A 22,624-nucleotide genomic window follows, 5' to 3' on the forward strand; every position below is an offset into this window, starting at 1 on the left:
CTTGAGAAACAGATGAACAATATGATTTTGCTGTTGAAACAGCTGGAACGGCAGGGAGTCAAACTGGCGCTGAACGACAAGGGCCAGCTTATCTCCCAGTCGAGCAAGGAGGCGGTGACACCGGCCATCGGCGCCACCATCAAGGCCCACAAGGATGAGCTGGTGCGCTGCCTGGCGGCCCGCGCCGCCTTCGAGGCGCCTATCGTCGCCGAGGGCGCCCGGCAGGGGCCGCTCTCCTCGTCCCAGAGCGGGCTCTGGTTTATCGAGCAGTACGAGGAGGCCTCCCACCTCTACAACATGCCGGTCTATTTTCGCGTCAAGGGAGAGCTGGACACGGCGGCGCTGGAGTTTGCTTTCGACCACCTGTTTGCCCGCCACCCCAGCATGCGCACCCGCTTCATCAAGGACGAGGCGGGCAGGGGGGCCCAGGAGATCCTGCCCCACACGCCCTTCAAGCTGCAGATAGAGGATGTCAGCGCAGAGCCCATTGCTGAGCGGGAGGCCTATGTGGCTCGCCGGGTGCGCGAAGAAATAGGCCGCCCCTTCTCCCTGACCCAGGGGGATCTGAGCCGGGTGCATCTTATTCGGCTCGGCAGCCGCGAGCACGTGCTGCTGATCACCCAGCATCACATCATTTCCGACGGCTGGTCGGTCAAGAACATGTTCGCGGATCTCAAGCGCGCCTTTCTTGCCCATCAGAACCGCGAGCCTCTGCAGGTGAGCGAGCTGCCGCTCACCTACATCGACTATGCCCGCTGGTTCAACTCACCGCGTTTTCTCGATTATCACGCCGAGTTCAAGCCGTTCTGGGTCGATCGGCTCGGTGGCAGCCCCGAGGTGCACGGTCTGCCGCTGGACAAGCCGCGCCCGGCCCATCAGGACAGCGGCGGCGAGCTGGTCTTCTCCACCATCGAGAGCGACCTGTGGGAGAGCTTCAAGCGCCTGTGCCAACGGCACAGCACCTCCAACTTCATCGGTCTGCACGCCCTGTTTGCCTTGCTGATGGTGCGCCAGAGCGGCGAGAAGGAGGTGGTGATCGGCACCCCGCTTGCCTATCGCGAGCGTCACGAAATCGAGTCGCTGGTGGGCTTTTTCGTCAACACCCTGGTGCTGCGCACTCAACTCAGCGGCAAGCCCAGCTTTGTCGACTATCTGCAGCAGTGCCGGGAAGAAGATTTAGCTGCTTTTGACCATCAACTCTATCGGTTTGAGGCGCTGGCTGAGGCCATCGGCGCTGATCGCACCACCGCCATCAACCCCATCTTCCAGATCATGCTGGTCTATCAGGCCAAGGTGGACTTCAACGATCTCATCCCCGGCTGCCAGCTGGTGGAGGAGACCTCGCCTGTGCTGCCGGCCAAGACCGACATCTCGGTCAAGGTGACCGAGCTGATGGACTCCGTCCGGGTGGACTGGCTGTTTGCCACCGCCCTGTTCGAGCGAGAGACCATCCAGGCCTATGCCGATCGCCTGCTGCACCTGATGCGCGCCGTGGTGGCGGCCCCCGAGACCGACATCTGGCAACTGCCGCTGGAGGCGGGCACCGACCAGGCAGCGCTGGCCGCCGAGCTTGCAGACCTGCCGCCGGATTACCCGAGCCGCGACACCCTGCTCTGTCATATCGAACGGCGCGCTATTCAGTTGTCGGACGCGTTGGCGGTCAGCGACGGCGCGCAATCGTTGACCTATGGCGAGCTGGAAACGCGTGCCAACCGGCTGGCCCACTGGCTGCTGGCTCAGGGCGTCACCCCGGGCGCCGCCATCGGCATCCAGGCCAGGCGCGATGTGGCCTTCGTCATCGCCCTGCTCGCCTGCTGGAAGGCGGGGGCGGCTTATGTACCGCTCGACCCTGCCTATCCCGCCGAGCGGCTGGCCCATATCCTTGGCGATGCATCCATCAGCCTGGTGCTGGGTGGCGTGCCGGACCCGCGGCTTGGCGAGGCGCTGGCGGGCACGACTGCCGCGTATCACGACCTGCACGGGCTGGCGCTGGACAAGATGCCAACCAGCACGCCCGCACTGCCCCGGGACGCCGCCATGCTGGCCCAGATCATCTACACCTCCGGCAGCACCGGCCTGCCCAAGGGGGTCATGGTGGAGCAAGGCAGCCTGGTCAATCTGATGGCGGATCACGGCGAGCGCATCGCCCTTGATCAGAACGGGGCCATGTTCAACTGTATGTCCCTCTCGTTCGATGCCGGCAACATGACCGCCTTGCTGCCCCTGTACTGCGGCGCGGCCCTGCACTTCGGCGAGCCGGGCGAGGAGGTGATCAGTGCCGCGATCGCTTGCGGTGCCAGCCATATGATCCTGCCCACGGCGCTGTTGGCGAATCTATTGCCAGCGGCGGATCTCGGTTCCCTCAAGGCCATCGGCTTTGGCGGCGAGGCGTGCCCGAGCACTTTGGTTGAACGTTGGGGGGATCGGGTGGCCCTGTTCAACATGTACGGCCCGACCGAGTGCACCGTCACCGCGCTCTGCGCGCGGCTCACCCCGGGGGCGCCCATCACCATAGGTCGACCCGTCAACCACCTGAAGGCGCTGATCCTGGATGAGGCGGGCAACCTCTGCCCGGTGGGGGTCCCCGGCGAGCTCTGCCTGGCAGGGCTGGGGCTGGCCCGTGGCTACCTCAATCTGCCGGAGCGCACCCAAGAGGCCTTTATCGAGCTGGCCTTTGATGCAATGAATGAGGAACGTACCCATCGCCTCTATCGCACCGGCGATCGGGCCCTGCTGCGCCGCGACGGCAACATCCAGTATCTGGGCCGGATAGACGAGCAGATCAAGCTGCGCGGCTATCGCATCGAGCCGGGTGAGATAGAGACCCGGCTTGCCGAATTGTGCCCGGCCATTCGCCAGATCAAGGTGGTGGTGCAGGAGGGGCGCCTGCTCGCTTACGCCTGTTTGCAGGCCGGGGCCAGGGAGCCTGACGGCGATGCCCTGCTGCAGCGGGCCGGCGAGTGCCTGCCCGAATACATGGTGCCGGCGCGCCTCTGCTGGTTGCCCGAGATGCCGCTCACTCCCAACGGCAAGCTGGACTTGCGCCGCCTGCCCGCCATCGTCTGGCAGCAGAGCAAGGGCGAGCCGCAAAACGAACTGGAGCAGACCGTGCTTGCCATCTGGCAAGGGGTGCTCAAGCAACCGCTCGGGGTGGAGGATGACTTCTTCCGCTTAGGCGGTGACTCCATCCTCAGCATCCAGCTCACCACCCGGTTGCGGGATGCGGGGCTGCACTGCAGCGTGAAGGACGTGTTCGAAGCCAAGACGGTGCGCCGCCTCTGCCGCCAGCTCGGCCAGCAGCAGGCGGTCAGCCACAGGAGCGAGCAGGGCAGCCTGACCGGCAAGTTTCCGCTCCACCCCATTCAGCACTGGTTCTTCGAGCAGGGCTTTGCCAGGCCCGGTCACTGGAACCAGGGGGTGATCCTGCGCCTGCCGGCCGGGGTGGACGATGAGGCCCTGCGCGGCTGGCTGAATGCCCTGCGCCAGTACCACGATGCCCTGCGTCTGGCGGTGACCCCGACCGGCCAGCGCTACCTGGCCGAACTGCCATTGCCGCCGCTGCCGACCCTGGATGCCGCCAATCTCGACGAGGCCGGGCTGCAGGCCCGCCTGACCGAGCTGCAGGGAGATTTCGACCCTGCCAGCGGCCACACTTTGGCCTGGGCCCGCCTGCGCAATCTCTCTCTGGAAGGTGAGCGGGCGGGCGATCGCGAGACGGTGGAGGGGCTCTTCCTCGCCTTCCATCATCTGGTCATCGATGCCGTCTCCTGGCGCATTCTGGCCGAGGATCTGGCCCGGGTGAGCAGGGGTGAGCCGCTGCCCGCCAAGGGCAGCAGCTATCGCCAGTGGGGCGAGGGGCTAGCGGCCTACGCCAAACGGGAAGAGGAGCAGCTTGGCTTCTGGCTGGCTCAGGGGGAGGCCAGCAAGCCAGGCTTGCTGGAGGAGCGACGCGCCGCCGATGGCCGCGCCGCCGCCAGCCTGCTGCAGCTGAGTCAGGAGACCACGGCCCGGCTCATCGACACCGCCAACCAGGCCTACTTCACCCGGGTGCCCGACCTGCTGCTGGCGGCCCTGACCCGTACCCTGAGCGAGCAGGGTTACGGCAGCCGTCACTGTGTAATGCTGGAAGGACACGGCCGCGAGGCCATCGATGCTGAACTGGACGTGAGCCGTACCCTGGGCTGGTTCACCAGCACCTATCCGCTGGCGCTGGCGGATGCCGGGGCGTGGGATGCGCTGGTCTGCGCCACCAAGGAGCAGCTGCGCGCCGTACCGGACAAGGGGGTGGGCTTCAACGCCCTGCGACTGCACCACCCTCGTGGGTCTGAGCTGCCCCAGGCCCTGGTGGTCTTCAACTACCTGGGGGTCAGCCATCAGGGCGAGGCCGCTCAGCCCTGGCAGCCCCTGCCCGTGGCGCCGGGGGCACCTACGTCCCCTGACAACCTGCCGCGCGAGCTGGTCAGTCTGCACGGTGGCGTGTTTGATAGCCGCCTTACCCTGCGCCAGGTGGGCGCCCTCAACCAGCAAGGGAGCGACGCCCTGATGGCGCGGCTGGCGGACAACCTGACGGCGCTGGTAGATCACTGCTGCACGGTGAAGGCCCCGCGTCACACCCCGAGCGACTTCCCGGGGCTTTGCCTCTCGCAAGCCGCGCTCGATGGGGTGCTGAGCGAGCGCGAGGTGGAGACCCTGCTGCCCATGACCTCTCTTCAGCAGAGCATGTTCCATCACAGGGCGCTGCTGCCCCGGGATCACGCCTATCACCTGCAAACCGAGATGGACTATCAGCAGCCGCTGGACGTGGCGGTCTACCGTCAGGCCTGGCAGGGGCAGATCGCCCGCTGGCCAGCCCTTCGCAGCGAACTGGTGCTGGCAGACGGGGTGGCGCTCCAGCGCATCCTCAAGCGCGCCGAGTTGCCGTTCCACTATGAGGATTTGTCTGAAGTGGAAAATGCAGAGGCTCGAGTCCAGGCCTATCGTGAGCAGGATCTGGCCCGCCCGATCCCGCTGGAGCAGGCCCCCCTGCTGCGCCTTGCCTGTTTCAAATTGGCCCCCGATCACCACAAGATGATCTTCAGCGCCCATCACGGCGTGCTGGATGGCTGGAGCGGCCCCGTGTTGCTGGGTTCCTTGCATCGCGCCTATCAGGCGCTGATGAACGGCCTGCTGCCGCAGGGCGAGCCGGATACCGCCTGGCTCGAGTTTGGCCGCCATATCGCCAGCCAAGCCCGCAGCGCCGAGGCTTACTGGCAGGGGCGGGGCGAACTGCTGGCAACGCCCAACGATCTCGCCTGCCTGTTCGGGGTGACGCTGGACGCTCGCGCAAGCGGGCGCCATACCCAGCTGCGACCGGCGGTGTGCGCCACGGCGCTGCCGACCGAGGTGGCGACCTTGCTCGCCCACCGTGCCCGCGACCTTGGCGTGACCGCGGGCCTGTTGGCCCAATATGCCTGGCACCGTCTGCTGGCACGCCGCTCTGGCGATGCCGTCACCCTGGTGGGCAACGTGACCCCGGGCCGGGATTACCCCATCGAGGGGATCACCGCGAGCGTCGGGCTCTACATCAACAGCCTGCCGTTGGCGCTTGAGTGGCGCACCGAGCTGACCCTAGCCGAGCATATCGCCCGGTTGCAGACCGATCTGATGGCGCTCAACGAGCACGGCACCCAGTCGCTGGCGGCATTGACCAAGGGCCGGTCGCGTCTGTTCCAGAGTCTGTTCGTGTTCGAGAACTACCCCATGCCGGCGGCCCCTGTCGCCCCCGAACCTCACCAGCTGGTGCCGCGCTTTGGCGCCGTGGTGGAGAAGGTGGAGCTGCCGCTCTCCTTGGTGGTCAGCAGCCGGGGTGAGACGCTCCAGCTGCGCCTCGAGTTCGATGGCGAGCAGATCCCCGAGGCACGGGCAGAGGCGGTGCTGGCTGACTGGCTGGTCGAGCTCGACTGGCTGGCGCAGGCGGATCTGAGCCAACCGGCCAGTGTGGTGGCGACGGCACTGCCCCCGGTGATGCCGCAGGTGGCCGCCACCAGGACGGAGCCCGGTCTGGCTCAGCCGCCGGCCGAGGCCCGCGTGCTGGTGGCCCTGTGGGAGCGCCAGTGCGGCGTGCCCGGTATCTGGCAGCAGACTCTGTGTGAACTCGGGGTGGATTCGGTGCAGCAGCTCGCCCTGCTGGCGGCCCTCAACGAGGCGTTCGCACAGGATCGAGCGCCGCTCACCCTGCAGACCCTCAAGGCCCATCCATCCCCCAGCCGGCTCTATCGGCACTGGCTGGTGCGCCAAACGGAGGCCGCGCTATGACAGTGACCATCAAGCATAAGGCTCCGCTCGTGCAAACCCGGCCTGCCCCCCGTGAGGGGGCGGCCAATCTGGGCGCGCGGCTGGCGGCCTGTCTGGCCGCCAGCCCGCTGGCCCCCGCCATCCATATGGGCGGATCAGATGAGCAGTGGCTCAGCTACGGCGCGCTCAATGCCAGAGTCGGCGAGATTGCCGCCCGATTGCAGGGGCTGGCGGTGGGAGAGCGGGTTGGTCTCTATCTCTCCCGCGGCCCCGATCTGGTGGCCAGCCTGCTGGCCTGCCTGCGCCTCGGTCTCACCTTCGTGCCCCTTGAACCGGACTTTCCGGTGGAGCGGCTACAGGGGATCGCCCGCCAGGCGCGCCTGTCGGCGGTGATCTGCGACGGCAATCGATCGGTGCCCGCTTTCGGTTGTCCGCTGCGTACCCTCGACGGGCCGGCAGCGGCAGGGCCCGTCTCCTGGCCTCAGGTGGATGACGCCCTGGCTGCCTACATGATGTTCACCTCGGGCTCCACCGGCGAGCCCAAGGGGGTGGTCATCAGCCGGCGGGCCCTGCTCTGCTTCCTCGACGGGATCCGCGAGCGGCTCGGGCTCTCACCTGGCTGCCACTGGCTCTTTATCACCACCCCGGCCTTCGACATCTCCCTGCTGGAGATGCTGGGGCCGCTCTGGGGCGGTGGCCGGCTGACGGTGGCCGGCGGCGAGCACAACAAGGATCCCCTGGGGATGCTGGCCTTGCTCGAGGCAGACCCCTCCATCAACTGGCTGCAGGCCACCCCGGCCTGCTGGCGCATGCTGCTCAAGGCGGGCTGGCAGGGGCGCAATACCCTCACCGCCCTGTGCGGTGGCGAGGCGCTGGACTCAGGGTTGGCCGAGCAGCTCTGTGCCCGCACCCGGCGGCTGTGGAACTGCTACGGGCCGACCGAGGCCACCGTCTGGTCCCTGGTGAGCGAGGTGCGCTGGCCGCCGGTTGGCGGGCAGATCACCATCAGCCACAGCCTACCCGGCTATCGTCACTGGGTGCTGGACGAGGCGGGGCAGCCGGTGGCAGAGGGGGAGTGCGGCGAGCTCTGCATCGAGAGCCCGGCCCTGTGCGAGGGGTACTGGCGCAAGCCGGCCTTGACCAGCGCCGCCTTCTTGCGCCTTGCCACCCATCGCCTCTATCGCACCGGTGATCGGGTGCGCCTCCTTGGGGCGGACCGCTTCCTCTATCTGGGGCGGCGTGACGATCAGATCAAGCTGCGGGGTTTTCGCATCGAGCTCGGCGAGGTGGAGGCGGGACTGCGCCACCAGGCCGGGGTGCAGGAGGCGGCGGTGCGTCTGGTGGGCGAGGGGGACGAGGCCATGCTGGTGGGCTACGTGGAGGCGAAAAGCGGGGTGACTCTCAATCGGCTGGCCCTGCGCAAGGGGCTGCAGGCGACGTTGCCGCACTACATGGTGCCGGCGCGGCTCATCCTGCTGGATGCCCTGCCCAAGACCGGCAGCGGCAAGCTCGACAGAAAGGCGCTGCCCTTGCCCGAGTAGACGGCCTTGCCGAGCCATGGATAAAAAGAAGCCCGCATCTTGCGGGCTTCTTGTTGGCTGTAAACCGAGGGGGGATTAGTGAGCGATGGGGGCGGCATCCGGTTTGGTCAGCAGGCGCTCGACGTCGTCGATCACCTTGAGGGCCGCCTGGGGGCCGCCGGTGGAGGTCCAGAGCGACCCGTCCACGGCGCCGAAGCGCTTGCCCTTGATGGCGCCGAGTTGCTGGAAGGCCGGGGTCTGCTCGGCCTGCTTCATGGCATCCACCGCATCCCCGCTGGTGCTGAGGGTGCCGATCACCAGCCAGTCACCGTCCAGCAGGTTGAGGGATTCGAGGCTCAGGGCCGGGGAGTGGGGGCTCTTGTCGCCAATCTGGTGAGAGGGTCGGGTGAGCCCCATCTCGGTGGCCACGCTGCTGGCAAAGGTGCCGCCGTGCATGTAGCTCGGCCCCTTGGGGTTCCAGCGCACTATGCTCATCTGTTCCCCCTGATGCTGGGCGAGCTTGCTGCGGGCCTCTGCCAGGCGGGCCTCATACCGGGTGAGGAACGCCTTGGCCTCGGCCCCCCGGTTCATCGCGTCGGCGCTGCGACCGAACACGGTTTTCCAGGGCTCGCCCCAGTTGCCGGTGACGACGGTGGGGGCGATCTCCTTGAGCAGGGCCAGGAGCTCGGGCTTGGTCTGGCCGGTGAGGATGAGGTCCGGCTCCAGATCGATGAGGGTCTCCAGATTGGGGTTGTCCAGATCCCCGACCACGGCGATCTCCTTGCCCGCCTTGTCCAGCAGATAGCGGGGCAGGGTGGACTGGCCGCGCCCATTGACGGTGCCCACCGGCTGCACCCCCAGAGTCAGGGCGCTGTCGAGATCGAGTTCGCTCAACACGACGACTCGCCGGGGCGCATCGGGGACGCTCTGGGGCTGGCCATTGGCATCGATGACCTGGCGGCTGCCCGCCTGGGCCTGGAAGCCCGTCAGGCTGGCCAGCATGAGCAAGGTGGCCAGCGGGGAGAAGATCTTCATGGTGACATCCTTATGGGTGAAATCGGTGGGCCGGAGTCTGTGGAAAGTGCCTGAGAGCCGCCCGGCCAGCCCCGAATGGGCGGGGACATGCTACCACAAAGCAAGTGAGAAGCGTTGTCATTTGTATTTGTGGCATGACATCGGCTTGCTTTGGTACCATCGCAGGCCCCTGTCAGGAGCCTTGTATGTTGCCTCGTTGTCCCTCACTCGATGGATCCTTTGTCCGTCAGTCCGATACCTTGTGCCTGCCGGGCCTGGAGACGCTGCCTCTTCATCGGGTCAGTTTTGATCCCGCCGTCTTCTCGCCGGAGTGCTTTGGGGCGCAGGGCATCATCCTGCCTGCTTCATTGCAGGGGGCTGCCCCCAGGCGCCTCGGGGAGTTTCTGGCGGGGCGTCTCGCAGCCCGAGAGGCCCTGCGTCCCTTCGGTCTTGCAGGATGCAGCGTGGCCATCGGAGCGGCCCGGGAGCCGCTCTGGCCTGAAGGGGTGGAGGGGAGCATCAGCCACAGCCGGCTGGCGGGAGAGGGGGTGGCCCTGTGTGCGGTGCGCCCGGGCAAGGAGGGCATAGGGCTGGATCTGGAGGCCTGGCTCGATGGCGACCAAGGGGCGAAGCTCTGGCCCGGCATCATGGATGGGGAGGAGTGGGGGCGGCTGGAGGCGGGGGTTCACGACGCCCAGCTGAGCCTGGCAGAGGGCGTGACCTTGGTGTTTTCCGCCAAGGAGAGCCTCTTCAAGGGGCTCTATCCCAGGGTGGGGCGCTACTTTGACTTTCTCGATGCCCGCTGGCTCGCCATGACGGCGCAGACTCTCACCCTGGAGCTCAAATGCCCGCTGACACCGACCCTGCCCGCCGGCTGGCGCGCCACCCTGCACTGGCAAGCCCTGCCGGGGGGCGTGCTCACCATCTTGCTGCTGTGAGCACGATGCCAGCGCCCGGATAACGCCAACGCAAAGCCCAGAGAAAGAAACCGCCATCAGGCGGTTTCTTTCTCTGGCACAGGGTATGGCTCAGACCGATACGCCATGGTCAGCGCGTCGGCGGGGCACGATGACAGGGGCCCCGTCGCCGGGGGCGTGCAGTATGTCCACATCGGTCTGGTAGAGGCGATCGATGAGGGGCTTGGTCACCACCTCCCGGGCCGGGCCCATGGCCTGGATGGTGCCATCCCCCAGGGCAATCAGCTCGTCGCAGTAGCGGGCGGCGGTGGCGAGATCGTGGATGACGATAAGCACCGTCTTGCCCTCGGCGGCGACCCGATGGATGGCTTCCATCACCTCGGTCTGGTGGCCGATGTCCAGCGCGCTGGTGGGCTCGTCCAGCAAGATGATGTCCGCATCCTGTGCCAGCACCATGGCGAGCCACACCCGCTGGGCCTGACCGCCGGACAGCGAACTGGCGCTCTGGTGCCAGATGGCATCGAGCTGCATCCGCTCCCGGGCCCAGTCCACCATGCGGGCATCTTCCTCGCTCCACTGATTGAACCAGCCCTGATGGGGATGGCGGCCATATTGCACCAGTTGCTCCACCAGGATACCGGGGGGGACAAGGGGACGTTGGGGCAGATAGGCGAGTTCCCGAGCCAGGGCTTTGGCGCCATAGGCACCGAGTGGCTTCTCCTTGAGCAGGATCTCCCCGGACCGGGGCTGCTCCTGTCCCGCAAGGAGCTTGAGCAGCGTGGATTTGCCACCGCCGTTGGGGCCGACGATCCCCACCAGCTTGCCCCGGGGGAGGGAGAAGGAAATCTCCTTGAAGATGGTCTTTTGCGGGTAGCCGAACTGGAGTCGGTTCACGGTGAGCGTCATCGGGCGGCCCTCGGTCTGTATTGAAAATGGATGAATGCCATGGTCAGTCGGCCTTCTGGCGATCTTTGAGCAGGATGAAGAGCAGCAGCAGGCCGCCGAGAATGCGGGTCATGATGCCGGTGGCCACCTCGTGGGGGCTGGCCAGCACCCGCACCAGGGTGTCGCTGGCGAGCAGCATCAGGGCGCCGCACAGGGCGGCAATCCAGAGCGGCACGATGCGATCCCGGCTGAGCCAGGAGGCAAGGATGGGGGCCGCCATGGCGATGAAAACCACGGGGCCGCCGATGGCGGTGCCAAGGGCTGCGACGATGATGGCCTGGGCCAGCACCCCGAGCTGCACCCGGTTCACGTTGACCCCGAGAGTTCGGGCGGTGACCGGTCCCAGGCGCAGCACGCCGAGAGAGCGGGAGAGACAGACGGTCCAGGGACAGATGAGCAGGAGCAGCAGGCTTACCGGCAGCAAGGTGCCATAGCCCTGACCGACGAAGTTGCCCATGTTCCACAGATAGAGGCTGGTGAGGTGCACCAGGGACTGAGTGGACATGACGAACTGGCCGAGGGCGTTCATCAGCTCCGAGACACCGATGCCGATCACCACGAACAGGTAGCCCTGCTCCCCCGGCTTGTTGCACAGGGCATAGAGCACGGCGGCGGCAAACAGGGCGCCGAAGGGGGCGGCCCACCAGGGCCAGGTGCCCAGGGTCAGATAGAGAGAGAAGATGATGATGGCAAGGGATGCCCCCTCGTTGACCCCGATCATGTCCGGGGTGGCGAGGCGGTTTCGCACCAGGGTCTGCACCAGGCAGCCCGAGAGTCCCATGGCGGCGCCGGCCACCAGCACCGCCAACAGGCGCGGCAGTCGGATCTTGAAGACGGTCACCTGATCGAGTCGGCTTCCCTCCCCGAGCAGGGTCTGGATCACCCCCATCATGGTGATCTTGCCGGAACCCAGGGTCAGGGCCAGCAGGGAGAGCAGGGTGAGGGCGACCAGGAGCCCCAGGGTGATGAGCCAGGCGCGGCGGTGCAGCAACAGGGTGCGGCTGCCAAGGCGAAGGCAGAGGGTGCCGCTCGGGAGTGAGAGAGAGTTCTTCATGGGCGTGGCACCTTATTTGACGGCCAGCAGGGAGCGGAAGCTGCCGCTGCGCACCACCAGGATGAGCACGGGCGCCCCGATGAGCGCCAGAATGACGCCGTTGGGCAGCTCGTAGGGCTGGATCAGCCAACGGGCCAGCACATCGGCACCGAGCAGGAACAGCACCCCGAACAGGGCAGAGAAGCGCACCTGGATGGCGAGGCGAACCGGCTCCACCAGGCGGGCGCAGTAGGCGGCGAGGAAGCCGACAAAGCCGATGGGACCGGCGATGGCGATGGCGCAGGCGGTGAAGAGCGTTGCGGCCAAGAGCACGCCGATCCGCACCCGGGTGGGGCGGATGCCGAGGGCCCTGGACTGGTGATCCCCCATCTGCATCAGGGTGAGAGGGCGACAGAGCGCCAGGGTCAGCAGCAGGGCGGCCAGGGCGAAGGGGACCACGGTGAGTACCGCTTCCAGACTGGAGGCGGCAAGGGACCCTAAGTTCCAGAAGCGGAACTGCTCCAGCACCACCCGGTTGGAGAGCAGCAGGAAGTTGGAAAGACCGCCGAAGGTGGCGGAGAGGGCGACCCCCACCAGGATGAGCTTGAGGGGGTTGGAGCGCCCCACCATGAGGCCGAGGCCCAGCACGATGAGGTTGCCGAGCAGGGCCCCCATGCCGGACCAGAGCAGATACCCGTAGGCGGATTCGACGCCAAACCACGTGAGGCCGATCACCAGGGCAAAGACGGCGCCGGCATTGACCCCGAGCAGGCCGGGTTCGGCCAGAGGGTTGCGGGTGGCACTTTGCAGCATGGAAGCCGCCAGGGAGAGTGACGCCCCCACCACCAGGGCTGCCAGGGTACGGGGCAGGCGCAGGGTATGGACTATCATGGCGAGCTTTTCATCGGCCACGAAGGCGGGATCGCCCATCAGGAAACCAGCGACCTCGCGGCCACCATAGACACCGGCCCCGGTGGCCAGTGACAAACAAATCAGCAGGAAGAGGAGCAGCACGCCGAGCCAGAACAGCCGAGCTTGGTATCTGAGCACTCAATGACTCCTTGAATTCGGGGAGGCAGAAACGCAAAAAGGGAGCCCCGCGACCGGGGCTCCCGCATACAGGATGGATTACAGCTTGTAATCGACCCCTGCGTAGACGGTGCGACCTTCCAGGATGAAGTCGGCGTCGGTCGCCACCTCGTCACGCTGGGTGTTGGTGAGGTTGGTGATGCCGAGCTTGAAGTCCAGGGCCGGCGTGACGGTCCACTTGGTGTTCACGTCCAGGGTCTGGTAGTGCTTGGAGGTGAATGCCTGGGCGTTGCGGGCCGGCACCTTGATCACCTGGCTGCCGACATACTGCCAGGCCAGGTTGGCGCTGACCACGTCGCTCGCCTTCCAGTCCAGGCCGATGTTGCCGGTGTGATCCGGGGTCTTGGCCAGATCGTCACCCGTGCTCTTGTCTTCGGAGTCCAGCAGGGTCAGGTTGCCGGTCAGCTGCACGTTGTCGAGCACGTCGAACCAGCCGGTCAGCTCCAGCCCCTTGATGCGGGCCTTCTTGACGTTGAGGTAGGTCATGACGGTCGGACGGTAGCCCGGGCCCCACTGATCGCTCTGGATCAGATCCTCGATCTCGTTGTGGAAGCCGGTCACGCCTGCGCCGAAGCGATCGGCGTTGTAGGCGGTGCCAAGCTCGTAGCTGACGGAGGTTTCCGGCTTCAGATCCGGGTTGCCTATCACCTTGCAGGCGCCGCGGCAGGCGGTGGTGGCGAATCCTTCGCTGGACTGGGCCAGGGTCGGGGCCTTGAACGCCTTGCCGGCGCCGCCCTTGATCACCCACTCGTCACTCAGGGAGTAGAGGGCGTAGGCACGGGGGCTGAACTCGTTGCCATAGGTCTCGTGGTGATCCAGACGGCCGGAGAGCGTCAGGGCCAGATCCCCAAAGCCGAACTCGTCTTGCAGGTAGAGGGCGCTCTGGCTCGCATCCACGCTGCCGTTCTGGATGCTGCGGCTGTGCTCCAGCTCGGTCTTGCGGAACTCTGCACCCGAAGTCAGCAGGTGATCCCCGAGGTAGCCGCTCAACTGGCCATCCACCGTGTTGTTGGTCTGGGTGATGTCGGCGGCGCCACCGTTGAGCTGGGAGTCATCCATCAGATCGGTCTGCTCGAAGTAGTAACGAGCGCGGCTGTCGAAGTGTTCCCAACGGCCGTTATGGGTCAGCCCCAGGCTCAGGCGATCGAGTTTCTGCACGTTGTGGGGGGTGGCCGGTGCGGTCGGGGCACGGGGCACGTTGTTGAAGTAGCTGTCCATGTCGTTCTGGTTGTAACCCAGATCGAAGTCGATGTCCTGGTTGTCGGCCACCAGCCACTTCAGGCTGGAGAGCACGTTGACCACTTCCCGTTTTTCCAGGGCGTCGGCATCCGGGTTGTTGGACTGCTCGCTCTTCCAGCGATCCCGCTGATAGCCTTCCACCACCACGCTGCCCAGCAGCTTGTTGTCGATCAGGGCGCCGGAGACGAAGGCGCTACCCTGGTTGGCATCCCCGCCATCCCCCTTGGTGGGCATGGTGTGGGTGTAGCCGACGGCCGCTTCGGTGTTCTCCTTGGCCTGGCGCAGGATCACGTTGACCACGCCGCCGAGGGCATCGGCCCCGTACAGGGAGGAGACGGGACCGCGGATCACTTCGATGCGCTCGATGGCGGCCATGGGGATGGAGCTTAAGTCGAAGTCGTTGCCAAAGGAGCTGCCCAGGGTCTCGCGGGCGTTGACCCGCTTGCCGTTGACCAGCAGCAGGGTGTAGTCACCGCCCATGCCGCGGATCTTGATCTCGTTGCGACCCGTGGGGTTGGTGCCGATGATGTTGACACCGGGCACGTGCTTGAGGGCATCGCCGATGTTGTTGACGTTCATCTTGTCCAGATCGGCGCGGGTGACCACGGAGACGCTGGCCGGGGCGGTCAGCTCGGTGTGCTTGGTCTGGGTGGCGGTGACCACCACCGTCTCGTTGGCCTTGACGGACTCGGCCTGGGCCAGGCCCGGTACGGCCAGCAGACCAAGGGAGAGCAGAATGGGGTTCAGTTTAAAGAGGCCGTGCTGCAACTGCATTGTCAAAAACTCCATGGATATAACTGAGGTTATGGGGTCCGGATTCTTCTGATCCGGTGCTCACTGACTTCCTTGTCTGGCGGTGCCAGAGGCAGGATTATTGTTATCTCTTGTGCGATTCAGGCCCCGGATGAGGAACCAGACACCGGCGCAGGCCACCAGGGTGCACGCAATGTTGATCCAGGCCAGGGTGGGGAAACCGTGCAGGGCGCCCCCCTCGTCGGAGACCAGATATCTGGCAGAGAGCAGGCTGCCGAGGCCCGCTGCCACATTGGTGACCGAGCCCTGGAAAGACATGAAGGCGGCGCGCTGATGGGGGGCCGGAATGGCCGCCGTGACCGCGAGGGTGGTGCTGGCACGGGCGGAGCTCAGGGCCATGAAGAGGGTGAACAGCAGATAGAGAGGCAGGCCTGCCGGCAAGGCAAAGCCCACCAGGGTGATCAGGGCCAGGGCCAGGCTGGTGAGCAGGATGGCGCCCTGGGCGCGGCCCTGATCGATCCAGCCGCCGCACAGGCGCATGGTGGCCATGCTGGCAAGGCCGCCGCACAGATAGAGGCTGGCGATCTGCTCGCGCGGGAAACCCAGGTTGAACTGGAAGTAGTTGGCAAAGTGCGGAATGAGCAGGAAGTGGCCGAACATCTGCAGGCAGAGGATGAAGAGCGCTCCCTGGCAGAGTGGTGACCCCAGCAACTGGCGCATCCCCTGGCCTGCCGGGGCCCGGTTGACCGGCAGGGACGGCAGCCAGATGGCACAAAGCAGGGCCAGCAGCAGGCCCCCTGCACCAAACAAGAGGAAGGGGCTCTGCCAGCCAGACCACTGGGCCAGCACGAGGGCCGCGGGCACGATCAGAATGGCGGCCAGGGAAAACGCCATACCCACGTAGGCGAGACGGCGGCCCCGCTCGGCGGGCGGTACCAGATCCAGCACCGCCGCCATCAGGATGGCCCCCAGGGGGCCGGCCACGCAGCCGGACAGGACGAAAAGCAGCAGCAGTGTCTGGCTATCCTCGGCCAGGGCGCAAGCCATCAAGAGCAGGAAGCGCAGGACCAGCAGTACCAGCAGAGCGGGTTTGCGGTTGACCCGATCGAGCCAGGGGGCGGCCAGGAGGCCCAGCAGAGCGGCGCCCAGGGTGGCGCCGCCGCTGAAGTAACCTGTCTGCTCCGGCAGCATCCCCAGGCGGGTTACCAGTTCCGGGCCAAGGGGCATCACCATCATCATGCAGCCCATGGAGAGCATGTTGATGAGCAGCGCCAGGTGGATGGCGGCAGGGGTGGATGCGACGGATTCTGGCTTCATCAGAGGCTGACTCGAAAAAATGAGTCCGAATTGTATCCGAGGGTTTTTGTTGTGACAACAAATGATAACCATTTTTATTTGTATTAATTGGTATCTTAACGAGTCTTTATCAGGTGCCTCTGTATGGGGTTGCATACCAGGCCCGTTGCAATCGGGGCGCCATGGACCATGATGGCAGGAAGCGAGAGGGTGGCGGTGAACGCCGGGAGGAGAAGATGCGCGCTGGATCAGGGTATTGGGGGCTGGGGTGCTGCCTGTTGCTGGCATTGCCTCTGAGGGCCGAAGTGAAGGTCATACCGGTATTCGAGGCGGATGCCGCGGTGCAGACGCTCAAGGAGATCTACCCGGATCTCGGGGTGAGCGCCATGGGCAACCAGCTGGTACTGAGCGGAACCCCCGCCCAGTTGCAGGAGGCCGAGCGTACCCTGGCGCAAGTGAACCAGCCGCCCCAAAGCCTGCTCATCGAGTGGCGGGTGGATGGCGCCTCCAGCAGTCAGCAGGCCGGAGTGGGGCTGGGCCTTGATGCCAAACGGCAGTGGCTGCTGGAGGGGGATGCCCGGCACTATGAACGCAGCCAGAGTGACAACTGGCAGGTGCGCGGCCTCTCCGGGCGGCCGGTGTTGTTGCAGATGGGGTCCTATCAGCCGGTCACCTTTTACCAGTGGCAGGGGGGAAGGGTGGTGGGCATGATGCCGCTGATGAACGGTCTCTACGCCACCGCGACCCTGATAGGGGACAGGGTGCAGGTGGCCCTCAGCAGTGAACAGGCAAGAGTGGAGCGGGGCAACATACACACCGGCCAGAGTGCCACCGAGGTGAGCGGCGCCCCGGGCCAGTGGCTGACGGTGGGGGAGCTTTCCACAACCCAAGGCAGCCGGGAGGCCGCGATCGCCAATCCATCAGGCATGGGCGGGGCCAGCGGCAGCGAACGCCAGACTCTGCAGATCCGGGTTACGCGCCAGTGAACCAGCCTGTCAGTGGGGCTGATCCAGAGCGTAATCCCGCAACTGGCGGCTTCTTAGCAGATACCAGAGCGCCCAGAGGCTGGCGATGAGCACCAGGGCGGTGGGCCAGTTGAACGACCACTGCTGCAGATTGAGGCTGTGCAGTTGCATCACCAGGCCGCTCGCGGTGGAGCAAAGCAGCAGGGCGCGGCTGTGGCGTCTGAGCCAGGCTCTGGCACTGTGGGTCTGGCGATGGGTGCCGCCGCAGGCGAGCAGCGCCAGCATGGCGGGCACGTCCGTCAGCAGGCTGACATAGAGGGTGAGCTTGTCCGGGTAGAAGAGGGTCAGGATGGCGCTGCCACTCTCCCGGGTGACCCCCGCCATCAGAAACAGCCAGACCGAGCGGGTCAGCAAGAGGGCGATGGGCCAGAACCAGAGCGGGGGGCGCAACTGGCCGTGATCGTCGTAACGGTGTTCGGGGTAGAGGGTCATGGTGGCCCGGTATCCATTCATGCAGTGCGAGTGATGAAGGGGATATGGGGCACAGGGCAGGCCATTGCAAGGCCGGCAACGGCCGGGAATTAATCGGGGGGCCAGGCCCCCCAATCCGCAGTCTTTAGTTGCCGGGTTCCGGCGTCACAGCCAGCCTTTTCGCTTGAAGAAGAGACCGGTGCCCAGCGATGACATCACCATCAGCACCAGGGAGAGGGGATAGCCGTATTCCCAGGCGAGCTCCGGCATGCGGCCGAAGTTCATGCCGTAGATGCTGGCGATGAGCGTCGGCGGCAGGAAGATCACCGCGGCTACCGAGAAGATCTTGATCACCTTGTTCTGCTCCAGATTGGTCACCCCCATGGAGGCCTCCAGCTGGAAGTTGATCTTGTCGAACAGGAACTGGGTATGGGGCAGCAGGGATTCCACGTCGTGCAGCATCTCGTCGATCCACTTGTTCTGCTCCCCCGTCATGCGCTGGCGCAGACTGCGTTTGAGGAAGCGCAGGGCGCGGCGGGTATCGTGCAGGGAGAGACGGATCTGGCCGTTGGCCTCTTCCTGGGCCATCAGCTCCTTGAGCATGGGGTTGATCTGGTCCGGCTCGAAGATCTGATCGGCGGTGTTCTCCAGGGTCTTGTACCCATCCTCGATGAGATCTGAGAGATACTCCACCTTGAGGTTCTGCACCTCCAGCAGGATGTCGAGGGCGTCTTCGACCTCCAGCCTGTCCTGGCGCATGTAGTGGCGCAGCAGACGCACCAGGCCGATGTCATCCTCGCGAATGCTGATCAGCAGGTTGTTGCGCAGGGTAAAGGAGACGTGCACACCCTTGGTGTCGCGGCCGATGCGCTGGGGAAACAGGGAGTGGATGTGCAGACCGTCGGTGTCCCAGTAGAAGCGGGCGGATGCCTCGATGTCATCGAGCTCCTCCTTGTCCGGCACCTCCTCCAGGAACAGGCCCGTCAACCATTCTCGCTCCGCTGTGTCCGGCTTGTAGGCATCCAGCCAGACGGTGTTGTCGGGAACGATGTCATCCGGCCCGAGCGTGACTATGTCCAGCACCTTGTTGTTGAGAATGTAGGCGGTGATCATCTGTCCCCCCTTAAGAAGTCATGGGTAATCAGGGATGGTTGCACAGGTTCATGCGGCCTTAGATCGCACGGAAAGCGATCCCATGAAATAGCATAACGAGGCCGATGGACAACCTGAATGCGGCGAACTATACAGGGGCGGGACCCGCTTGTCAGGGCCTATTCATCGGGGGTTCAGCCTGTTCGCTCAAAAAAGCGGCGAGGTCGGATCAGCCACGCCGACCTCGAAACGGGCGATCCCGACGTCGCCTCCTTTGTTCGCCCTGGAGTGGAGGAGGGCCCGGGCTCACCGGCGGGAATGACGGGTTGCTGGTCGCCCTGCGACAGCCCCCGGCCAAGCGCAGGAAACGGTCTCCGTGCGGTGTTCCGGGGCTGCGTCTCCTTGTTATCTGCTCTGGTTTGCGTGGGCAAGCCTGTTACATATTGGGATAGTTGGGGCCCGAGCCGCCCTGGGGCGGCGTCCAGACGATATTCTGGCTGGGATCCTTGATGTCGCAGGTTTTGCAGTGAATGCAGTTGGCGGCGTTGATCTGCAGCCTTGGCCGGGTATCCCCATCGAGGATCTCGAACACCCCCGCCGGGCAGTAGCGCTGGGCGGGTTCGGCCCAGGTGGGCAGGTTGACCTCGACCGGAATGCGCGCGTCCTGAAGGGTCAGGTGACAGGGTTGATCCTCGTCGTGGCTGGTGCTGGCCAGATAGACGGAGGAGAGCTTGTCGAAGCTGAGCTTGCCGTCGGGTTTGGGGTAGTCGATGGGCTGGCAACGGCTGGCCAGGCGCAGCTGGCGGTAATCCGGCTCCTTGTCCAGCAGAGTAAAAGGAGAGGTCAAGGCAAAGAGTCGCTGCTCCAGCCAGTTGAAGGCGCCGCCGAGCCAGGGGCCGAAGCGGTGCAGTGCGGCCCCAACGTTGCGGGCCCTCTTCAGTTCCCGGGTCAGCCAGCTTTGCAGCAGCGCGTCCTGAAACTCGGCCAGATCCCGTCCCCCTTTATCCCCTCCTCGCAGTGCCATGGCGACCGTCGCGGCGGCCACCATGCCTGACTTCATGGCGGTGTGGATCCCCTTGATGCGGGAGAAGTCCAGGGTGCCCGCATCACAGCCGATGAGCAGGCCGCCCGGAAAGTGCATGCGCGGCAATGAGTGCCAGCCCCCCTTGGTGATGGCCCGTGCGCCGTAGCTGATGCGCTCGCCCCCCTGCAACGTTGCCGCGATGAGGGGGTGGTGCTTGAGACGCTGGAATTCGTCGAAGGGGCTGAGCCAGGGATTCTGGTAGTTGAGATCGACGATAAGGCCGACTGCCACCTGATCCTGGGCCAGATGATAGAGATAAAAGCCCCCCTGACTCTTGTTGCCCTTTCCCTCGCCAAGGGGCCAGCCGCTGCCATGGAGCACCCGCCCAGGATGGGATTGTCCCGCAGGCACCTGCCACACCTCCTTGAAGCCGATGGCGTAATGCTGCGGCTGGGCTCTATTTTCCAGATGGAATCGGGCGATCAGCTGTTTGCCGAGGTGGCCGCGCGCCCCTTCGGCAAACAGGGTATAGCGGCCATACAGGGCCATGCCGGGCACGTGATCCGGCTTGGGATTGCCCTCCTTGTCGAGACCAAGATCGCCGGTCACCACACCGCGAACCCGGCCCTCCTCCACGATGAGGGTGCTCGCCGCAAAGCCCGGGTAGATCTCGACACCGAGGGCCTCGGCCTGCTTGCCGAGCCAGCGGCAGAGGGTGCCGAGGCTGATGATGTGGCTACCGTCGTTGTGCATGCGGGGTGGCACCGCCCAGTGGGGCAGTTGCAGGGAGCGGCTGTTGCTTTGCAGCAGATGGACCTGATCATCCGTCACCGGCACGCCGAGCGGGGCCTCCTGCCAGCTCTCTGGCAGCAGCTCCCTGAGGGCGACGGGATCGAACAGGGCGCCGGAGATGAGGTGGGCGCCAATCTCGGCCCCCTTCTCCAGCAGGCAGACCGAGAGGGCCGGGGCCTGCTGCTTCAATGCGATGGCGGCGCTCAGGCCTGCCGGGCCGCCACCGACGATGACGACATCAAATTCCATTGCTTCGCGTTCCATCTTGCCTCTGTGCTCGACTTGGCCTAGGGTAGTGCTGGTAGTTTACGTAAACGTAAACCACTTTGTCAGCAGAAAAGTGAGTGACGACAAGGTGGACCCACACAACAGGTATGAGGGATGACCGCCATGAAGCTGCTGGTCGCAGTCAAACGGGTCGTTGATTACAACGTCAGGATCCGGGTCAAGGGGGATGGCTCCGATGTGGAGCTCGCCAATGTGAAGATGGGCATCAACCCGTTTTGTGAAATCGCGGTGGAGGAGGGGGTCAGGCTGCGGGAAGCCGGCGTGGCATCCGAGCTGGTGGTGGTGACCTTCGGCCCCGAGGCGGCGGCCGAGCAGTTGCGCCATGCCCTGGCGCTGGGGGCGGATCGGGCGCTGCACTATGTTACCGGCGAGACCCTGACTCCGCTCACCGTGGCCCGGGCCCTGCAAACGGTGTGCGGGCAGGAGCAGCCCGACTTGGTGCTGCTCGGCAAACAGTCCATCGATTCCGACAACAACCAGGTGGGGCAGATGCTCGCCGCCCTCAATGACTGGCCGCTTGCCACCTTCGCTTCCGCCATCAGGCTGGTGGAGGGGGAATTGCAGGTGACCCGCGAGATAGACGGTGGTCTCGAGACCCTCGGCATGGCGCTGCCCGCCGTGGTGACCGTGGACTTGCGCCTCAACGAGCCGCGTTTCGCCTCCCTCCCCAACATCATGAAGGCCAAGCGCAAGCCGCTGGAGAGCCAGCCGTTCGCCGCCCTCGGGGTGGTGCCGGCCGACCAGACACGGCAGCTCGGGGTGATGGCGCCGCCGGTGCGCAGCGCCGGCATCAGGGTGGGCTCGGTGGACGAGCTGCTGGACAAGCTCAAGCACGAAGCCCGGGTGCTCTGATGGGCAGGGGCATGAGAGGGATGCCTCCCGCAGGCGTGAGCGCCATGCATGGGGCAGCGGCCCCGGGGAGCAAGGGATCAATGGATGACATGAAGGTGCTGCCATGAGCGTACTTGTGATTGCGGAACATCATCAGGGGCGGATCGCCGACAACCTGGCCCAGCTGGTCACGGCGGCGGGGCGCCTGGGGGGCGAGGTGCATCTCTTGCTGCTGGGGCAGGGGCTGACGGAGGCGGGGGAGCAGGCCGCCGCCCTCACGGGGGTAAACCGGGTGCTGCTGGCGGAACATCCCATGCTGGCGGAGGGGCTCAACGACGGGGTAGACAGACTGCTCGCCGAGGTGGCCAGGGACTACCAGCACTGCCTGATGGCGGCCAGCAGCCAGGGCAAGGATCTGCTGCCGCGGGTGGCAGCCAGGCTCGGGGTGGAGATGATCGCCGAGGTGACCGGCATCGAGGGGCCCGACACTTTCCTGCGTCCCATCTATGCGGGCAACGCCATCGCCCGGGTGGCGAGCAGCGCCCCCATCAAGGTGCTCACCGTGCGGCCCACCGCGTTCGCCAAGGCCGGGTCCGGGGAGGAGCGTGCCGTGATGGAATCGCTGCCGGTGGGCGAGGTGCGCTGCCGTACCCGGCTCATCGAGCGGCGTGCGGTGCGCTCCGCCAGACCCGAGCTCGGGGCGGCCCGGGTGGTGGTCTCCGGCGGGCGGGCACTCGGCTCGAAAGAGCACTTTGCCCTCATCGACGCCCTGGCGGACAAGCTGGGGGCTGCCGTCGGGGCATCGCGGGCCGCCGTGGATGCGGGTTATGTCTCCAACGACCTGCAGGTGGGGCAGACCGGCAAGGTGGTGGCCCCCGAGCTCTACATCGCGGTGGGCATCTCGGGCGCCATCCAGCATCTGGCGGGGATGAAGGAGTCCAAGGTGATCGTCGCCATCAACAAGGACGCGGAGGCCCCCATCTTCCAGGTGGCGGACTACGGTCTGGTGGGGGATCTCTTCACCCTGCTGCCGGAGCTCACCGCCAAGCTGTAAATTTGCCACAAAGGGGCGAAGAAAGCCG

General features: G+C 65.6%; 15 protein-coding genes. 6 read left to right on the forward strand and 9 right to left on the reverse strand.

The genetic code is table 11. The annotated features are described in order from the left end of the window. The first annotated feature begins 12 nt into the window (after nt 1-12). Nucleotides 13-6,294, forward strand: coding sequence for an amonabactin biosynthesis non-ribosomal peptide synthetase AmoG (amoG, locus tag AB5Y89_RS20130; protein ID WP_368224365.1), 6,282 nt, complete (start codon nt 13-15; stop codon nt 6,292-6,294). Continuing rightward, on the forward strand, nt 6,291-7,814 hold the full coding sequence (gene amoH / locus AB5Y89_RS20135) for an amonabactin biosynthesis glycine adenylation protein AmoH (protein WP_368224366.1): 1,524 nt from the start codon (nt 6,291-6,293) through the stop codon (nt 7,812-7,814). Before amoG ends, amoH begins: the two co-directional genes overlap by 4 nt. A 75-nt stretch (nt 7,815-7,889) precedes the next feature. Here the strand turns inward: amoH and AB5Y89_RS20140 are convergent, their stop codons facing one another. After that, the gene (locus tag AB5Y89_RS20140) at nt 7,890-8,828 is read right to left on the reverse strand and encodes an ABC transporter substrate-binding protein (RefSeq protein ID WP_368224367.1); all 939 of its coding nucleotides are present in this window, start codon (nt 8,826-8,828) and stop codon (nt 7,890-7,892) included. A 185-nt stretch (nt 8,829-9,013) separates the two neighbouring features. On the opposite strand from AB5Y89_RS20140, the gene AB5Y89_RS20145 reads away from it, so the two are divergent. Then, complete coding sequence (locus AB5Y89_RS20145; RefSeq protein WP_368224368.1) at nt 9,014-9,745, forward strand: 4'-phosphopantetheinyl transferase; 732 nt, start codon at nt 9,014-9,016, stop codon at nt 9,743-9,745. A gap of 90 nt (nt 9,746-9,835) precedes the next feature. Here AB5Y89_RS20145 and AB5Y89_RS20150 read toward each other — a convergent pair whose 3' ends face one another. The 5 genes from AB5Y89_RS20150 to AB5Y89_RS20170 all read right to left on the reverse strand — a co-directional run bounded on the left by AB5Y89_RS20150 (nt 9,836) and on the right by AB5Y89_RS20170 (nt 16,100). Beyond that, nucleotides 9,836-10,630 (reverse strand): amonabactin ABC transporter ATP-binding protein, encoded by a 795-nt coding sequence (locus AB5Y89_RS20150; protein WP_368224369.1) that lies wholly within the window; start codon nt 10,628-10,630, stop codon nt 9,836-9,838. Nucleotides 10,631-10,673: 43 nt separating this feature from the next. Further along, nucleotides 10,674-11,723 carry an amonabactin ABC transporter permease subunit 1 gene (locus tag AB5Y89_RS20155; protein WP_103259983.1) on the reverse strand — a complete coding sequence of 350 codons (1,050 nt, stop codon included), beginning with the start codon at nt 11,721-11,723 and terminating at the stop codon, nt 10,674-10,676. 12 nt (nt 11,724-11,735) lie between these two features. After that, a complete protein-coding gene (locus AB5Y89_RS20160; RefSeq protein ID WP_368224370.1) occupies nt 11,736-12,752 on the reverse strand; it encodes an amonabactin ABC transporter permease subunit 2 in 1,017 nt (338 codons plus the stop codon). Between the two features lie 78 nt (nt 12,753-12,830). Then, nucleotides 12,831-14,804: a siderophore amonabactin TonB-dependent receptor gene (locus AB5Y89_RS20165; protein ID WP_010674445.1), complete on the reverse strand. Its 1,974-nt coding sequence runs from the start codon at nt 14,802-14,804 to the stop codon at nt 12,831-12,833. Nucleotides 14,805-14,864: 60 nt separating this feature from the next. Beyond that, nucleotides 14,865-16,100: an MFS transporter gene (locus tag AB5Y89_RS20170; protein WP_368224371.1), complete on the reverse strand. Its 1,236-nt coding sequence runs from the start codon at nt 16,098-16,100 to the stop codon at nt 14,865-14,867. A 215-nt stretch (nt 16,101-16,315) separates the two neighbouring features. Between AB5Y89_RS20170 and AB5Y89_RS20175 the strand changes: the two genes are divergently transcribed. Continuing rightward, entirely contained in the window at nt 16,316-17,065 is a 750-nt protein-coding gene (locus AB5Y89_RS20175; RefSeq protein WP_041212937.1) for a hypothetical protein, read from the forward strand. Nucleotides 17,066-17,074: 9 nt separating this feature from the next. On the opposite strand, the gene AB5Y89_RS20180 is transcribed toward AB5Y89_RS20175, so the two are convergent. The 3 genes from AB5Y89_RS20180 to AB5Y89_RS20190 form a co-directional block, all read right to left on the reverse strand. Continuing rightward, nucleotides 17,075-17,536, reverse strand: coding sequence for a DUF2919 domain-containing protein (locus AB5Y89_RS20180; RefSeq protein ID WP_045524977.1), 462 nt, complete (start codon nt 17,534-17,536; stop codon nt 17,075-17,077). A 144-nt stretch (nt 17,537-17,680) separates the two neighbouring features. Continuing rightward, on the reverse strand, nt 17,681-18,628 hold the full coding sequence (corA, locus tag AB5Y89_RS20185) for a magnesium/cobalt transporter CorA (RefSeq protein ID WP_005301617.1): 948 nt from the start codon (nt 18,626-18,628) through the stop codon (nt 17,681-17,683). Nucleotides 18,629-19,043: 415 nt separating this feature from the next. Beyond that, nucleotides 19,044-20,687, reverse strand: a complete 1,644-nt coding sequence (locus AB5Y89_RS20190) for an electron transfer flavoprotein-ubiquinone oxidoreductase (protein WP_368224372.1) — start codon at nt 20,685-20,687, stop codon at nt 19,044-19,046. Nucleotides 20,688-20,813: 126 nt separating this feature from the next. On the opposite strand from AB5Y89_RS20190, the gene AB5Y89_RS20195 reads away from it, so the two are divergent. Together AB5Y89_RS20195 and AB5Y89_RS20200 are read left to right on the forward strand one after the other, a co-directional pair. Continuing rightward, the gene (locus AB5Y89_RS20195; RefSeq protein WP_180344810.1) at nt 20,814-21,563 is read left to right on the forward strand and encodes an electron transfer flavoprotein subunit beta/FixA family protein; all 750 of its coding nucleotides are present in this window, start codon (nt 20,814-20,816) and stop codon (nt 21,561-21,563) included. A 103-nt stretch (nt 21,564-21,666) separates the two neighbouring features. After that, a complete protein-coding gene (locus AB5Y89_RS20200) occupies nt 21,667-22,596 on the forward strand; it encodes an electron transfer flavoprotein subunit alpha/FixB family protein (protein WP_104452801.1) in 930 nt (309 codons plus the stop codon). Nucleotides 22,597-22,624 lie beyond the last annotated feature (28 nt).

This window comes from Aeromonas sp. s4 (assembly GCF_040907855.1).
In the GTDB taxonomy this organism is placed as follows: Bacteria; Pseudomonadota; Gammaproteobacteria; order Enterobacterales; family Aeromonadaceae; genus Aeromonas; species Aeromonas caviae.